The sequence below is a fragment of the Streptomyces sp. NPDC032472 genome, from assembly GCF_040636955.1.
Classification (GTDB): domain Bacteria; phylum Actinomycetota; class Actinomycetes; order Streptomycetales; family Streptomycetaceae; genus Streptomyces.
The window spans coordinates 94477-109210 of the sequence record NZ_JBEZVK010000022.1; the positions used below are offsets into that span (position 1 = coordinate 94477).

The following is a 14734-nucleotide window of genomic DNA, read 5'->3' on the forward strand; positions in this document are numbered from 1 at the left end:
CGGCGGCAGTTGAGCTTGCTACCCGCCGGTTTCCGGTCACTCCGGGGTCGGCGAACCGGCCACCCGGCCCGATGCGCGGGCGGCTCAGGCGGCCGCGGCGCGGCGCCCCCAGGCCGTGCCCGCCAGGACGAGCGCCGCGCCCGCGAGGCCGGCCGGGGCCAGGTGTTCGCCGCCGAGGGCGATGCCGGCGGCGGCCGCCCACAGGGGCTCGGTGCCCAGGAGGAGGCTGACACGGGAGGGCGAGGTGCGGCGTACGGCCCACATCTGCACGAAGAAGGCGAAGAGGGTGCAGAAGACGGAGAGGAAGGCGAGCCCGGCCCACTCGGCGGGGCCGAAGGCGGCGGCCGCCGCCCAGGGGCTGTCGCCGGTGCCGGGCACGGCGGCCAGGACGGCGAACACGGCCACGGCGGCGGCGAGCTGCACGGTCGTCAGGGAGAGGGAGTCGGCGTCGCGGACGGCGGCCATCCGGGCGGTGAGCAGCACGTTCAGGGTGCGGGCGAGGGCGGCGCCCAGGATGAGCAGGTCGCCGAGGCCCGGGGCGGTGAAGCCGGCGCCCTGGGTGAGCAGGACGACGCCGGCGACGGAGAGGCCGGCGGCGGCGAGGAAGGCACCTGAGGGGGCCCGGCGCTGCAGGGCGGCTTCGGCGAGCGGGGTGAAGATCATGGTGAGGCTGATGATGAGCCCGGCGTTGGTGGCGGAGGTGTGGACGACCCCGTAGGTCTCCAGGACGAAGATCCCGCCGAGTACGAGTCCGAGCAGGCCCGCGCCGCGCAGCTGCCGGGCGTGCAGGGCCCGCAGCCGCCGGCGTCCGGCGAGGACGAGCACGGGCAGTACGAGGGCGAAGCGGAGCACGAGCACCGCGATCACGGTGTGGGCGGTGGTGATGCCCTTGGCGGCGAGGTAGCTGCCGCCCCAGACGACGGCGACGGCCAGGACGGGCAGGTCGGCGAGCCGGGCACGGTGCGGGGCGGCGGTGCGGGCGAGCAGGGCGGGCGAGGTGGCGGACGAGGTCACCGGGAGCTCCAACGGCTCGGGGCGGGTGGAGACTTCGGCGGCTCGCACGGTTGCGGGGCCACCGTACCGTCGGCTGATCATGCCGGTCGAGCGGTTTCGGGGCCCCGCAGGGCCCGGCACCGGTCGCGTCAGAAGCTGCCGAACGCGGCGCGGCCCGTCGGGCGGTAGGTGTGGATGGCCGTGCCGCGCTCCGTCGTGCGCGAGGCGGTCAGCTCGTACGCGGTGGGCAGCCCGCCCGTGGGGAACAGCCGGCGCCCCGCGCCGAGGAAGACGGGGAAGACCAGCAGGTTCAGCTCCTCCACCAGGTCCCGCGCCAGCAGCCACTGCGCGAGCATGCCGCTGCCGTGCACCTGCAGTTCGCGGTCCTCCCCCAGCGCGTCCTTGACCCGGACGATCTCGCTCTGCAGCTGTTCGCCGTCGATGACGGTGGTGCGGGCCCACTGCGGGTCCTTCAGCGTGGTGGAGGCCACGTACTTGGGCAGGGTGTTGAGGCGGCTCGCGATCGGGTCGGCGGGGTCGTCGTGCTGCGGCCAGTACCCGGCGAAGATCTCGTACGTCCGGCGCCCGAGCAGGAAGGCCCCCACCCGGTCGAAGACCTCCGTCATGAACGCGCCCATGCCCTCGTCGGCGAACGGCACGAGCCAGCCGCCGTAGTGGAAGGCGCCGCTGCGGTCCTCGTCGGGGCCGCCGGGGGCCTGCATCACGCCGTCGAGGGTGACGAAGGTGGTGAGGGTCAGCTTGGCCATGGCTCTGCGCTCCGGGGTAGGGGTCCGTTCAGTGGTTCAGACTCCCGGCCCGCCCGCGACTCATCGCTGCGGCGCGCTCGGAGCCCCCTCCGATTGCCGCCACCCGCCCGCCCCCCGCATAGGCTGCCGCTGATCAATTCATCGGTTGATCAGGTGATCGGGGAATCACGGGAGTCGGGGGAGAGAGCCGATGGACAGCACCACCGAGGTGTTCCGGCCGCTGCAGGGGGACGATCCGCGGGCCGTGGCCGGCTACCGCCTCGCGGCGCGGCTCGGCGCGGGCGGCATGGGCCGGGTCTACCTGTCGCACACGCCGGGCGGCCGCCCTGTGGCCATCAAGGTGGTCCGGCCGGAGCTGGCGGAGGACCCCGACTTCCGCCGGCGGTTCCGGCGCGAGGTGGAGGCGGCCCGCCGGGTGCGGGGGGCGTACACCGCCGAGCTGATCGACGCCGACGCGGACGGGACGCAGCCCTGGCTGGCCACCGTGTACGTGCCGGGGCCCTCGCTGGCCGAGGCGGTGGCGCGGCGGGGGCCGCTGCCGGTGCCCGCCGTGCTGTGGCTGATGGCCGGGGTGGCCGAGGCGCTCCAGGCCATCCACGGGGCGGGCGTGGTGCACCGGGACATGAAGCCGTCCAACGTCCTGCTGGCCGCCGACGGGCCGCGGGTGATCGACTTCGGCATCTCGCTGGCCTCCGGGGTCTCCTCGCACACCGCCGCGGGCACCGCCGTCGGCACCCCGGCGTTCATGGCCCCCGAGCAGGCGGCGGGCGGCGAGGTCACCCCGGCGACCGACGTGTTCGCGCTGGGCCAGACGGCGGCGTTCGCCGCGCTGGGCGAGACGCTGTACGGGGACGGGCCGCAGCTGAGCGTGCTGTACCGGATCGTGCACTCCGCCCCCGACCTGTCGGGGCTGCCGGAGGCGCTGCGTCCGCTGATCGCCCGGTGCCTGGCCGCCGATCCGGCGGAGCGGGCCACCCCGGCCGAGATCGTGCACGCGTGCCGCAGCCGGCTCGGCGCGGAGGGCGACGCCGGCGGCGGCCCGGCCGTCTGGCGCGAGGCCATGGGGCCGGAGGTGTCCGTACCGGGCCCGGTGCCGGATCCGACCCCGGTGCACACCCTGGCGGCGCCGGCCGCTCCGGGGCCGGCCTCCCCCTGGGCGCCTCCGCCGGAGCCGGACGGGGCGCAGGACCCGCGGGCGCGCCGGCGGCGGACCGCGCTGATCGCCCTGGCCGCGCTGACGGCGACGGGGCTGCTGGGGGGCCTGGCCTGGCTGCTCGGGGAGCGGGCGGACGGAGGGGACGGTGCGGGCGGACGGTCCGCCGGCGCGAAGGGCCCGGCCGGTTCCGCCCCTGCCGCCCCGGGCTCCTCCGCCTCGGCCCCGTCGTCCGCGCGCTCGGGGGCCGGGGCCTTGGCCGGCGGGCTGGCGTCCGGGGCGGCGAAGGCCTCCCCCCAGGCCTCGCGCTCCGTGCAGGCGTACCCGTACCCCGGCGTCCAGCTGGACGAGAAGGGCTCGCTGAGCCTCCAGGACGGGGTGGCGCGCGAGGACCGCAAGGGCGACGTCCGCCTCGAATGCGACGAGATCGACTGCGACCTCGTCAGCGACTCCAGTGCGATCCTCATGTCGTACGGCAAACCGGGGCTCTCCGTCGACGACTGCCGGGCCCTCCTGCCCACGGCCAAGCCCACCCGCTGGCCGCTCGCCTCGGCGGCGGCCGGCAGCGAGTTCTGCATCCGGCACCCGTCGGGTGACATCGGCGTGCTCGTGCTCCAGATCAAGTCGACGCCGGTCCGGGTGAAGGGCCTGGACAGCTTCCTGCGGGCGGATCTGACGGTCTGGCGCTCGCGGGGCTGACGCCCCGCCGGCTCTGCGCGGGCCGCCCGAACGCCAGGTCGGATTCCTGCCAGCGGTGGTCGGCACACCCCGGTTTTATTGAACCCGCAACCAAGTTGGTGGCACGACGAGGAGGGTTCCATGAGCAGCAGGGCGGCGTTCGTGACGGGTGGCAGCCGGGGCATCGGGGCCGCGGTGGCACTGCGGCTGGCCGAGGAGGGGGCCGATGTCGCGATCAGCTACGTGCACGATGCCGAGGCAGCCGCCGAGGTCGTCGGGAAGATCGAGGCGCTGGGCCGGCGGGCGCTGGCCGTACGGGCCGACGCCGGGGACGCCGAGGCCGTGGCCGGGGCGGTGCGGCGGGCCGCCGAGGAGTTCGGGCGGCTGGACGTGCTCGTCAACAACGCGGGCATCGGTGTCCTCGGGCCGATCGAGACCATCGGCGCGGCCGACGTCGACCGGGTGCTCGCCGTCAACGTCCGCGGGGCCTTCGTGGCCGCGCAGACGGCGGCCCTGCTGATGGACCGCGGCGGACGGATCGTCACCATCGGCACCTGCATGACCCAGCGGGTCCCCGGCCCGGGCGGCACGCTGTACGCGATGAGCAAGTCCGCGCTGACCGGCCTGACCAAGGCGCTGGCCCGCGAGCTGGGCGGGCGCGGGATCACGGCCAACATCGTGCACCCGGGGCCGACGGACACGTCCATGAACCCGGCGGACGGGGAGTACGCGGAGGGCCAGCGGGCCATGACCGCGCTCGGCCGGTTCGGCACGCCGCAGGAGGTGGCCCACGTGGTGGCCTTCCTGGCCGGGGACGGGGCCGCGTACGTGACGGGGGCCGAGTACTCCGTGGACGGCGGCCACGCGGCCTGAGCCGGACCGGGACCGGTTGACGGGCCCGGCGGTTGACGAGCCCGGCGGCCGACGCCGTACATGCCGAAGGGGCGCACCTGTACCGAGCGGTACGGCTGCGCCCCACGGGCTGTCCGGGACCTCGGAGGTTCCGGTTCACCCCGGGGGTGTCGGCCCCCGGGGCGGTACTGCGGGCGGTGTCAGCCGCCGAGCTCCTGGTGGCGGGCGGCGAGCGCGGCGGCGCCGGCCTCCGTCAGGGAGCCGTACAGGCGCAGGCGGGAGAAGCCGCCGTCCGGGAAGATGTCGATGCGGACGTGGGTGCCGACCGCCGGGACGTCCAGCACGAAGCGGTGGTTGGTGTCGGGCTGCAGGCGGGTGCGGGGGAGGAACTCCTGCCACTCGCCCTCCTCGCCGGTCTTGATCGACAGCGAGGCCCAGCCGGCCGAGTTGCCCTTGAGGTAGGCGGTGTCGATCTCGACCGCGCGGATCTCGGACTCGGCGACGAGCTGGTAGCGGATCCAGTCGTTGCCGTTGTCACGGCGGCGGGCGGTCTCCCAGCCGTCGTCCATCTTGCGGGAGCGGCCCGGGTTGATGGTGTTGGTCGGCGGGGAGTAGAAGCGGTTGGACGCGTCCTGCACCGCACCGCCGTTCTCCAGCGCCACGACGTCGAAGGAGCCGAGCGCCGCGAGCCACTTCGGGTCCGGCAGGACCTCGCCGTAGACGCGCAGGCGGGCGATGCCGCCGTCGGGGTGCTGGTTGACGCGCAGGTGGGTGAAGCGCTGCTCGACGCCGACCTCGAAGCCGTTGGCCGCGTGGCCGCCGACCGTGGTGCGCGGGACGAGGGTCGTCCACTTCACGTCGTCGCCGAGGAGCTCCTCGGGGGTCGGGGCGAGCGCGCCCTCCCAGTTGGTGCCCTCGATGGAGACGGCCTGCGGCATGTTGCCGCGGAAGTGGGCGGTGTCCACGACGATGCCGCGGATCACGCCGGGGGCGCCCAGGCGGACGAGCGCCCAGTCGTGGTCCTCGGCGGTGGGCCAGGGCTGCTCGGCGGAGACGCCGCGGCGGCGGCGGGTCTCCCAGCCGTCCATGATCTTGCCCTTGTGGCCGAAGTGCTCGGGGTCGAACTCGGCGGCCTCGGGGACCAGCAGGTTCTCGCGCTGGGCGAAGAACTCGTCGTTGGCGGCGATCACACCGGCGCCGAGCTGACGGTCGGCGAGGTTCGCGTACTGCGTGAACGGGAACTCGGCCGTGCGGTAGTCGGCGTACGGGTCGCCGCCTCCGTACGGGTTCGCGTTGCCGGTGAAAGAAGGGATCGCCACGGTCAGTTCTGCCTTTCGAGGAGGAGGCCGGTGGGCTCGGACGGGGTGCCGTGGTCGGCGATCTGCGTGCCGCGCAGCCAGGTGGACTGCACGACGCCGTGCAGGGTCTTGCCCGCGTACGCCGTGACCTGGTTGCGGTGGTGCAGCTCGGCCGGGTCCACGGTGAAGGTCTCTTCGGGGGCGAGCACCGCGAAGTCGGCGTCGCGGCCGGCCTCGATGGCGCCCTTCCGGTCCAGGCCCGCCAGGCGGGCCGGGGCTGTGGACATCCAGCGGACGACGTCCTCCAGGGTGCGGCCGCGCTTGCGCGCCTCGGTCCAGATGGCCGGCAGGCCCAGCTGGAGGGAGGAGATGCCGCCCCAGGCGGTGGAGAAGTCGGCCGTCTTGAGGTCGGCGGTGGAGGGCGAGTGGTCCGAGACGATGCAGTCGATGGTGCCGTCGGCGAGGGCGTCCCAGAGCAGGTCCTGGTTGGCGGCCTCGCGGATGGGCGGGCAGCACTTGAACTCGCTGGCGCCGTCGGGGACTTCCTCGGCCGTAAGGGTGAGGTAGTGCGGGCAGGACTCGACGGTGATCTGCACGCCCTCGGCCTTGGCGGCGGCGATCAGCGGGAGCGCGTCGCTGGAGGACAGGTGCAGCACGTGGACGCGTGCGTTCAGCCGCTTGGCCTGGGCGATCAGGTTCTCGATCGCGGTGTTCTCGGCGTCGCGCGGGCGGGAGGCGAGGAAGTCGGCGTACTTCGGGCCGGGGACGACCGGCGCGGAGTCGAGGTGGTGCGGGTCCTCGGCGTGGACGATCATCAGGCCGCCGAAGCCGCTGATCTCCGCGAGGGAGGCGGCGAGCTGGTCCTGGTCGAGCTGCGGGAACTCGTCGACGCCGGAGGGCGACAGGAAGCACTTGAAGCCGAAGACCCCGGCGTCGTGCAGCGGGCGCAGGTCCTTGACGTTGTCGGGCAGCGCTCCGCCCCAGAAGCCGACGTCCACGTGCGCCTTGGCGCGGGCGACGTCCCGCTTGACGACGAGGTTGCCGACCGTGGTGGTGGGCGGCAGGGAGTTCAGCGGCATGTCGAGGATCGTGGTGATGCCTCCGGCCGCGGCGGCGCGGGTGGCCGTCCAGAAGCCCTCCCACTCGGTGCGGCCCGGGTCGTTGACGTGCACGTGGGTGTCGACCAGACCGGGGAGCAGGACGTCGTCGCCGAAGTCCTCCAGCCGGGCGCCGGCCGGTACCTCGGCGTCGTGCGGCAGGACGGCGACGATCTTCCCGGCGGCGACGGCGACCGAAGCGGCGCGCGTCCCCTCGGGGGTGATGACGCGGGTCGAGCGCAGTACCAGTTCCACGTGGTCGGACACGCCGGAACCTCCCCATCTACTTCCACAGAGCGAAATTCAACGTTCTGTTGACGGAGTCTTCATGCCGATCCGGGGCCCAGTCAAGAGTGGGCGGACACTGCACCGACACTCCGTGTCCGCAATTGGAGGTTTCCACAGCATGGAATTAAGATTTCGCTATTCAGAATGTAGCTATCGCCACCGGGGGGTGCACGGGTAACTTCCGGAGCACCTCCACCACCCGGACAAACCCGCTCTGACCGGCGGGGACGGCGTTGACCCGACTCTAGGGCCGAGGCCGAGAGCCCGGTAGGCTGCTTCCTTGCCTGCCAGCACCGAAAGGACCGCGCCGTGCCGACGTCCAGCGCCAGCACCACCGACGCTTCCGCCAAGACCACCGCCGCCGGCGGTGGCGTCCAGTCCCTCGAGCGCGCCTTCGATCTGCTCGAACGCATGGCCGATGCGGGTGGCGAGGTCGGCCTCAGTGAGCTCTCCACCGCCAGCGGGCTGCCGCTGCCGACCATCCACCGCCTCATGCGCACCCTCGTCGCGTGCGGGTACGTGCGGCAGCAGCCCAACCGACGGTACTCCCTCGGCCCGCGTCTGATCCGCCTCGGCGAGTCCGCGTCGCGCCTCCTGGGGACCTGGGCCCGCCCGTACCTCGCCCGCCTGGTCGAGGAGACCGGCGAGACGGCGAACATGGCCCTGCTCGACGGTGACGAGATCGTCTACGTCGCCCAGGTGCCGTCCAAGCACTCCATGCGCATGTTCACCGAGGTCGGCCGCCGCGTGCTGCCGCACTCCACGGGCGTGGGCAAGGCGCTGCTGGCCTACACCCCGGCCGACGAGGTCCGGGCCCTGCTCGCGCGCACCGGGATGCCGGCCGCGACCGAGAAGACCATCACCACGCCCGAGGGCTTCCTGGACGCCCTGGAGCAGGTCCGCAGGGCGGGCTACGCGGTCGACGACAACGAGCAGGAGATAGGAGTCCGCTGCCTGGCCGTGTCGGTCCCGAACTCGCCGACCGCCGCCGCGATCTCCATCTCGGGCCCGGCCGGCCGCGTGACGGAGGACCTGACCGAGTCGATCGTCCCGATCCTCCAGAACGTGGCGGCGGAACTCTCGGTAGCCCTCCAGAGCCAGACCCCGGCGTAGCTCCGACCCGCCCGCGCTTGAGGCGGCGGTCCGGCAAATCCAGCCCCGCCGGCGTTTGAGGCGCGGGGTCCGGGGCGGAGCCCCGAATCTTCGGCCCGGCCACGCGAAGGCCCCGGCCCCTCTCGGGAGGCCGGGGCCTTCGGCTTGGGCACCGCCCCTCACGCGGCAGCCACGGGCTCCGTCAGACGCCCGTCCGTCATCGTCGCCGTACGGTCCATCCGCTCAAGATGGGCCCGGTCATGCGTGACGAGCACGGTGGCCGTCCCCCGCTCCCGCGTGAGCCCGACCAGCAGGTCGAGGACACCCGCCCCCCGCTCGTGGTCCAGCGCACTGGTCGGTTCGTCGACCAACAGCACCGCCGGCTCGTTCATCAGGGCGCGGGCGATGTTGACCCGCTGCCGCTGCCCACCCGAGAGCTGGTGCGGCCGCTTGTCGGCCTTGTCGGCCAGACCGACCGCGTCCAGCAGCTCCAGCGCCCGCCGCCGCAGCTCCCGCGAGGGCCTGCCCGACAGGTGCGCCATGACCTGCAGCTGCTCGGCGGCGGTCAGCGAGGCCAGCAGGTTCGGCTGCTGGAAGACGATGCCGATCTTCTCGCGGCGCAGCGCCGACTTCTCGGCGGCGCTCAGCCCGGCCGTGTCCCGGCCGGCCACGACCACCCGGCCGGAATCCGGGGTCACCAGCGTGGCGGCGACCGCGAGCAGGCTGGACTTGCCGGAGCCGGAGGGCCCGACCACCGCCGTCAGCGTGCCGGCGGGCACCTCCAGCCGGACCCGGTCCAGGGCGGTGAGCCGGCTCTCGCCGTCCGGGTAGGTGAGGGTGACGTCGTCCACGAGCAGGGTCATCGGGCGCTCCCGAGGGCGGTCAGGGGGTCGACGGCGGTGATCCGCCGGATGGACAGGGCCGCCCCCAGCGCGCCGAGCACGATCATGATCGCGGCGGGTGCGAGGACGGTGGCGGTCTCCAGGACGAACGGCACGTCGCCGCCGCTGATCAGCGCGCCGATGCCGGCGGCGAGCGCCGTACCGGCCCCGGTGCCGATCGCGAGCATGACCACGGCCTGGCCGAGGGCGTCCCGCAGCAGGTACGGGGTGGAGGCGCCCAGGGCCTTCAGGACGGCGATGTCACCGCTGCGCTGGATCGTCCAGACGGTGAAGAAGGCCCCTATGACCAGGGCGGAGATGGCGAAGAGGAAGCCCCTCATCAGCTGGAGCGAGCCGTTCTCCGCCTGGTAGGACCCTATGGCGCCGAGGGCCTCGTCGACGGTCTGCGCCCGGGTCCCCGCGGCCCGGTCCCCGGCGGCCAGGTCCGCGCCACCGCCCGGCACGTCGAGGGCGATGACGGTGGCCACGGTGTCCGGTGAGGTGCCGGGGTTGCCGATGCGCTGCCAGTCGTCCAGGTCCGCCCAGACCACAGGGGTGTGGCTGTAGGCGGCGGTGCCGGAGACCGCGGCGACGACCAGGTCGAGCGGGCCGATCTTCAGCCGGGATCCGGCGGTGAGGCCGCCGAGCTCCTTCGCGGCCTTCTCGGAGAGGACCACCCGGCCCTGCGCGGGGCCGCCGCCCGCCTTCGGCGCGAGCGGTCCGGCCGGGTCGGTGCCGAAGACCGACACGGCGGCGGTGCGCTCGCCCGCGGCGGCGTTGGTGGTCCGGATGCCGAGCGGCTGCGCCGACCGCACGCCGGGCTGCGCCCGCCAGGCCTGCCAGGCCTTCTCGAGCAGCTGGGAGTTGGTGAAGGACACCTTCTGCTCCCCGCCGGGCTCGGCGAAGGCCAGGTGCGTGGCGGGCAGGCCGGTGACGGCCGAGATGTTCTCCCGGGCCAAGCCGGCGGTGAGCCCGGACAGCAGGCCGACCAGCAGCGTGATCAGCAGGACGACCGAGCCCATGAGCGCGAAGCGGCCCTTCGCGAACCGTAGATCTCTCCATGCGACGAACATGTCCCCCACCTTGGTCGGCCCGGTGCGCCCGGGACATCGCGCCACGGGAGCGATCCTGGTATCGAAGGACGCATCCCGACATCAAACTTTCGATTGACCGGGCCCGGTCGGGGCCCGCTTACGCTGGTCGGGCCATGACCGCGTCACCCTCGCCCTCCCGTACCGCTTCCCGGCCGCTCACACCCGTCACCCGCGTCCTGCGGCTGTGCCTGCACGCCCTGCTGCTCGCGCTGCTCGCGCTCGCCGCGGGCCGGGCCGTCAGCCACTCCGCCCCCGGGGCGGTGGCGGTCACCGCCGTCTGCGCCGTCCTCGCCGCCGTGTACGCGGCCGGGGTGCGCTCCTGCGCCGTCCGCCGCTCGCCGGCGGCCGCCGGGGCCTGGCTGGCGGCGCTCGGCGCGCTGTGGGCGGGGCTGCTGGTGCTGTCCCCCGACGGGCTGTGGCTGGCCTTCCCGCTGTACTTCCTCGAACTGCACCTGCTGCGGCTGCGCTGGGGGCTCGCGGCCGTCGCCGTGACCGCCTGCGCGGCCATCGGCTCCTTCCTCACGCACAGCGGCACCGTGAACCCGGGCGCCTTCCTCGGGCCGCTGCTGGGCGCCGCGGTGGCCGTCGCGACGGTCCTGGGCTACCAGGCCCTGTACCGGGAGAGCGAACGCCGCCGCGAGCTGATCGAGGAGCTCATCGCCACGCGGGCCGAGCTCGCCGCGGCCGAGCGGGCCGCCGGGACCACGGCCGAGCGGGAGCGGCTGGCCCGCGAGATCCACGACACGCTGGCCCAGGGGCTCTCCTCGATCCAGCTGCTGCTGCGGGCCGCCGAGCGGGCGCTGCCCGAGGGAGACCCGGGGCTGGCCCCGGCGCTGGAGCACATCGGCCGGGCCCGGGAGGCCGCGCAGGACAACCTGGCCGAGGCGCGCCGGTTCGTACGGGCGCTGACGCCGCCGGACCTGGACCGCGGCTCGCTGGCCGCCGCGCTGGAGCGGCTGTGCGCGGGGGTGCCGCAGGCCCGGTTCTCGCTGAGCGGGACGCCTCGGGAGCTGCCGACTCCGTACGAGGTGGCCCTGCTGCGGATCGCGCAGTCGGCGCTGGCCAACGTGGTGCGGCACGCGGGCGCCGGGCGCGCGGGGATCACCCTGACGTTCATGGACGCCTCGGTGACGCTGGACATCGTGGACGACGGGGCCGGCTTCGACCCGGCCCGCGCCCCCTCCGGGGACGGCGGCTTCGGGCTGCCGGCGATGCGGGCGCGGGCGGAGTCGCTGGGCGGGCTGTTCACGGTGGAGTCCGCGCCGGGGCAGGGCACGGCGGTAGCGGTCACGCTGCCCACGGACACCCGCACGGGCACCGTGACCCGGACGAACGCCGACACCGACACCGACACCGACACGAACACGGACGCGGAGGCTTCCCGATGACGATCCGGCTGCTGCTGGCCGACGACCACCCGGTGGTGCGGGCCGGGCTGCGTGCGGTGCTGGACACGGAGCCGGACTTCACGGTGGTCGCGGAGGCGGCGACCGCCGAGCGGGCCGTCGAGCTGGCCGCGGCCGAGCCGGTGGACGTGGTGCTGATGGACCTGCAGTTCGGCCCGGGGATGCACGGCTCGGCGGCGACGGCGGCGATCACGGCCCGGCCCGGGGCCCCGCGGGTGCTGGTGCTCACGACGTACGACACGGACGCGGACATCCTGGCGGCGGTCGAGGCGGGCGCCTCGGGCTATCTGCTCAAGGACGCCCCGCCGGAGGAGCTGGCGGCGGCGGTGCGCACGGCGGCGGCCGGCCAGTCGGCGCTGGCCCCGGCGGTGGCCCTGCGCCTGATGGACCGGATGCGCACGCCCGCGGAGGCGCTGACCAAGCGGGAGCTGGAGGTGCTCCAGCTGGTCGCGGACGGCCTGTCGAACCAGCAGATCTCCAAGCGGCTGTTCCTCAGCCAGGCCACGGTCAAGTCGCACCTGGTCCACGTGTACGCGAAGCTCGGCGTGGACTCCCGTACGGCGGCGGTGGCCGCGGCCGCCACCCGCCGCCTCATCCGCACCCCGTGACGGCACCCCGCAACAGCACCCCCTGACCGCAGGCCTGACCGCCGGGCGGCGGTCAGGCCACCCAGTGGGGGCGGTCGACCGACGGGGCCAGGGGGACGCCGTCGTGGAAGGCGGCGGCGAGGCGGCGCACGGCCTCCTCCAGGCGGTCCTCGGGCAGGGTGTACGGGATCCGGATGCGGTGCTCGAAGGTGCCGGGGTCCACGCCGAAGCGGGCCCCGCGGCCGATGTGCACCCCGCCGGCGGCGGCCCGCTCGGCCAGCGCCGAGCTCACCGGCTCACCCAAGTCCACCCACAGCGACAGCCCGCCCGGCGGCACCTGCCAGGACCACTCCGGGGTGTGCTCCTCCAGCGCCCGCACCAGCACCTCGCGGCGGCTGCGCAGTTCGGCCAGGCGGATCGGCAGGGAGCGCTCCACGCCCTCCAGCAGGGGCAGCGCGACGAGCTGGTCCAGCACCGAGCCGGTCATGTCGGCGGCGACCCGCACCGCAGCCAGCTCGGTGATCACCTTCTCGGCGGCCCGGACCCAGCCCACGCGCAGGCCGCCCCAATGGGTCTTGCTGAGCGAGCCGATCACCACCACGTGGTCCGCCTCGCCGCGCGGCGCGAGCGAGGGCAGCGGCGCTGGCGCCGGCACGTCGAGGGCGATGTCGGCGATGGTCTCGTCCACGACCAGCCAGGTCCCGGTGCGGCGGGTCGCCGCCAGCAGCCGCAGCCGCTGCTCGCGGGGCATCAGTGCGCCGGTCGGATTGTGGAAGTCCGGGATCACGTACGCCAGCTTCGGCACGGTCTGGCGCAGGGTGGACTCGGCGATCTCCATGTCCCAGCCGGCGTCGGAGACGGCGATCGAGCCGGTGCGCAGCCGGGCCTGGCGCAGTGCGTCGAGGGCGTTGGCGTACGTGGGGTTCTCGGTCACCACCCGGTCGCCGGGCCGGCACAGCAGGTTCACGACCAGCGCGAAGGCCTGCTGGGCGCCCGCGGTGACCAGGATCTGCCCGGGGTGGGTGGCAAGGCCGCGCCGGGTGAAGCGGTCGGCGATGGCGGTGCGCAGGTCGGGCAGGCCGAAGGGGTGGTAGCCGGGGTTGCGGGCGAAGCGGGGCAGCCGGGCCGCGGCCCAGGCGAGGGCCTCGGCGAGGCTGTCGACGGGCGCGCCCATGGCGGCGATGGCGAGGTCGAGGCCGTCCTCGCCGTCGGGGCGGTAGCCGCCGGTGCCGCCGAGGAGGTGGGCGCCGACCGGGGCGTGCCCCTCGGGCAGGTCGGTCCAGGTGCCGGAGCCGCGCCGGCTGCGCACGTAGCCGCTCTCGCGCAGCAGGTCGTACGCCCCGGTGACGGTGGCCCGGCTGGCGCCGAGCGCCTCGGCGAGGTCCCGCTCGGCGGGCAGCCGTACGTGCAGGGCGACGCGGCCGTCGAGGAGCAGGGTGCGCAGGGCGTCGGCGAGGGAGCGGTAGCCGGGGCGCGCCAGCACCTCGGGGGGCAGGAGTGCCGCGAGTTGGCGGCTGCCGATCGTTCTGTCCGCCGTCTGGACGACTCGCCCGTTTGCCATGCCAACCTCCCCTGATTGGCTCTGCCGTCCAGGCCAATCGGTGACCAGACTCGCGGTATTGGCTCCCGATTGGCAAGGAGATCCGCCATGCAGAACCTGCTGACCGACCGCGACGAGCGTGCGCTGGTGGCCGCCGCCGAGAACCGCATCGGCGAACCGCTGCGGCTGGGTGCGGCGCAGGCCGCCGTACGGCGCGCCCTGCACCGGATCCTGGTACGCCGGTCACCGGCCCCGGAGGAGGCGCGAGAATCGCTGTCATGTCAGCCGACTCGACGAACTCACCCACCCCAGTCAACCCAGCCGGTCCGGTCGGCCCGGTCGACCCACCCGGCGGCCCCGTGATCGCAGGCCTGCTGCTGGCGGCCGGCGGCGGGCGCCGTCTCGGCGGCCGCCCCAAGGCCCTGCTCCCCTACCGCGGGCGCCCGCTCGTCGAGAACGCGGTGCGGGTGCTGCGGGAGGCGGGCTGCGGGCCGGTGCACGTGGTGCTCGGCGCCTCGGCGGCCGAGGTCCGCGAGCGGGCGGACCTGAGCGGGTGCGTGGTCCTGGACAACCCGGACTGGGCCGAGGGCATGGGCTCGTCGCTGCGCGTCGGCCTCGCCTCCCTGGCCGGTACGGGCGCCGGCGCGGCGCTGGTGTCGCTGGTGGACCAGCCGGGCATCGGGCCCGCGGCGGTGGCCCGGGTCCGCCAGGCGTACCGCTCGCCGTCCAGCCTGGTGGCGGCGGCGTACGGCGGGGAGCGCGGCCATCCGGTGCTCTTCGGGGCGGACCGGTGGGCCGACATCGCGGCGACGGCGACCGGCGACAAGGGCGCGCGGGTGCACCTGACAGCGCACGCGGCGGAGCTCACGCTGGTGGAGTGCGGGGACGTCGCGGAGGCGTACGACATCGACACCCCGCCCGACCTGGCACGACTTGCCTGAGTCCGGCTCGGGACAGACCTGAGCGGGGCGTGACGGTGGTGGCACTCAGGGCCACCAGGGAGCGGAG

14 protein-coding genes are annotated in these 14734 nt (G+C 74.6%); 7 read left to right on the forward strand and 7 right to left on the reverse strand.

The features are described 5' to 3' along the window. Window positions 1–84: 84 nt before the first annotated feature. Window positions 85–987: a DMT family transporter gene (locus AB0F11_RS17445; RefSeq protein WP_362174020.1), complete on the reverse strand. Its 903-nt coding sequence runs from the start codon at window positions 985–987 to the stop codon at window positions 85–87. 155 nt (window positions 988–1142) lie between these two features. Beyond that, complete coding sequence (locus tag AB0F11_RS17450; protein ID WP_362173919.1) at window positions 1143–1760, reverse strand: dihydrofolate reductase family protein; 618 nt, start codon at window positions 1758–1760, stop codon at window positions 1143–1145. Between the two features lie 190 nt (window positions 1761–1950). Between AB0F11_RS17450 and AB0F11_RS17455 the strand changes: the two genes are divergently transcribed. Together AB0F11_RS17455 and AB0F11_RS17460 are read left to right on the forward strand one after the other, a co-directional pair. Continuing rightward, the gene (locus AB0F11_RS17455; RefSeq protein ID WP_362173922.1) at window positions 1951–3612 is read left to right on the forward strand and encodes a serine/threonine-protein kinase; all 1662 of its coding nucleotides are present in this window, start codon (window positions 1951–1953) and stop codon (window positions 3610–3612) included. Between the two features lie 120 nt (window positions 3613–3732). Then, window positions 3733–4464: an SDR family oxidoreductase gene (locus AB0F11_RS17460; RefSeq protein WP_362173925.1), complete on the forward strand. Its 732-nt coding sequence runs from the start codon at window positions 3733–3735 to the stop codon at window positions 4462–4464. A gap of 179 nt (window positions 4465–4643) precedes the next feature. Here the strand turns inward: AB0F11_RS17460 and alc are convergent, their stop codons facing one another. Next, entirely contained in the window at window positions 4644–5762 is a 1119-nt protein-coding gene (alc, locus tag AB0F11_RS17465) for an allantoicase (protein WP_362173928.1), read from the reverse strand. Between the two features lie 2 nt (window positions 5763–5764). After that, a complete protein-coding gene (gene allB, locus AB0F11_RS17470) occupies window positions 5765–7105 on the reverse strand; it encodes an allantoinase AllB (protein WP_362173930.1) in 1341 nt (446 codons plus the stop codon). 330 nt (window positions 7106–7435) lie between these two features. Between allB and AB0F11_RS17475 the strand changes: the two genes are divergently transcribed. Continuing rightward, window positions 7436–8239: an IclR family transcriptional regulator gene (locus tag AB0F11_RS17475; protein ID WP_362173933.1), complete on the forward strand. Its 804-nt coding sequence runs from the start codon at window positions 7436–7438 to the stop codon at window positions 8237–8239. A 158-nt stretch (window positions 8240–8397) separates the two neighbouring features. On the opposite strand, the gene AB0F11_RS17480 is transcribed toward AB0F11_RS17475, so the two are convergent. Together AB0F11_RS17480 and AB0F11_RS17485 are read right to left on the reverse strand one after the other, a co-directional pair. Continuing rightward, on the reverse strand, window positions 8398–9081 hold the full coding sequence (locus tag AB0F11_RS17480; RefSeq protein ID WP_362173936.1) for an ABC transporter ATP-binding protein: 684 nt from the start codon (window positions 9079–9081) through the stop codon (window positions 8398–8400). Next, entirely contained in the window at window positions 9078–10172 is a 1095-nt protein-coding gene (locus tag AB0F11_RS17485; protein ID WP_362173939.1) for an ABC transporter permease, read from the reverse strand. The genes AB0F11_RS17480 and AB0F11_RS17485 overlap by 4 nt, the downstream gene beginning before the upstream one ends. Before the next feature lie 134 nt (window positions 10173–10306). On the opposite strand from AB0F11_RS17485, the gene AB0F11_RS17490 reads away from it, so the two are divergent. After that, on the forward strand, window positions 10307–11581 hold the full coding sequence (locus tag AB0F11_RS17490; protein WP_362173942.1) for a sensor histidine kinase: 1275 nt from the start codon (window positions 10307–10309) through the stop codon (window positions 11579–11581). Further along, window positions 11578–12207, forward strand: a complete 630-nt coding sequence (locus AB0F11_RS17495; protein ID WP_361911608.1) for a response regulator transcription factor — start codon at window positions 11578–11580, stop codon at window positions 12205–12207. Before AB0F11_RS17490 ends, AB0F11_RS17495 begins: the two co-directional genes overlap by 4 nt. A 52-nt stretch (window positions 12208–12259) precedes the next feature. Here the strand turns inward: AB0F11_RS17495 and AB0F11_RS17500 are convergent, their stop codons facing one another. Continuing rightward, on the reverse strand, window positions 12260–13747 hold the full coding sequence (locus tag AB0F11_RS17500; RefSeq protein ID WP_362173945.1) for a PLP-dependent aminotransferase family protein: 1488 nt from the start codon (window positions 13745–13747) through the stop codon (window positions 12260–12262). Between the two features lie 87 nt (window positions 13748–13834). Between AB0F11_RS17500 and AB0F11_RS17505 the strand changes: the two genes are divergently transcribed. Together AB0F11_RS17505 and AB0F11_RS17510 are read left to right on the forward strand one after the other, a co-directional pair. Continuing rightward, the gene (locus tag AB0F11_RS17505) at window positions 13835–14089 is read left to right on the forward strand and encodes a hypothetical protein (protein ID WP_362173948.1); all 255 of its coding nucleotides are present in this window, start codon (window positions 13835–13837) and stop codon (window positions 14087–14089) included. Beyond that, window positions 14086–14667, forward strand: coding sequence for a nucleotidyltransferase family protein (locus AB0F11_RS17510; RefSeq protein WP_362173950.1), 582 nt, complete (start codon window positions 14086–14088; stop codon window positions 14665–14667). Before AB0F11_RS17505 ends, AB0F11_RS17510 begins: the two co-directional genes overlap by 4 nt. The last annotated feature ends 67 nt before the right edge of the window (window positions 14668–14734 follow it).

Excerpts from the sequence above, each read along its gene's own strand:
- AB0F11_RS17450 (WP_362173919.1), bottom strand. The coding sequence starts at position 1,760 with ATGGCCAAGCTGACCCTCACCACCTTCGTCACCCTCGACGGCGTGATG.
- AB0F11_RS17455 (WP_362173922.1), top strand. The coding sequence starts at position 1,951 with ATGGACAGCACCACCGAGGTGTTCCGGCCGCTGCAGGGGGACGATCCG.
- AB0F11_RS17460 (WP_362173925.1), top strand. The coding sequence starts at position 3,733 with ATGAGCAGCAGGGCGGCGTTCGTGACGGGTGGCAGCCGGGGCATCGGG.
- AB0F11_RS17480 (WP_362173936.1), bottom strand. The coding sequence starts at position 9,081 with ATGACCCTGCTCGTGGACGACGTCACCCTCACCTACCCGGACGGCGAG.
- AB0F11_RS17485 (WP_362173939.1), bottom strand. The coding sequence starts at position 10,172 with ATGTTCGTCGCATGGAGAGATCTACGGTTCGCGAAGGGCCGCTTCGCG.
- AB0F11_RS17490 (WP_362173942.1), top strand. The coding sequence starts at position 10,307 with ATGACCGCGTCACCCTCGCCCTCCCGTACCGCTTCCCGGCCGCTCACA.
- AB0F11_RS17495 (WP_361911608.1), top strand. The coding sequence starts at position 11,578 with ATGACGATCCGGCTGCTGCTGGCCGACGACCACCCGGTGGTGCGGGCC.
- AB0F11_RS17500 (WP_362173945.1), bottom strand. The coding sequence starts at position 13,747 with ATGGCAAACGGGCGAGTCGTCCAGACGGCGGACAGAACGATCGGCAGC.
- AB0F11_RS17505 (WP_362173948.1), top strand. The coding sequence starts at position 13,835 with ATGCAGAACCTGCTGACCGACCGCGACGAGCGTGCGCTGGTGGCCGCC.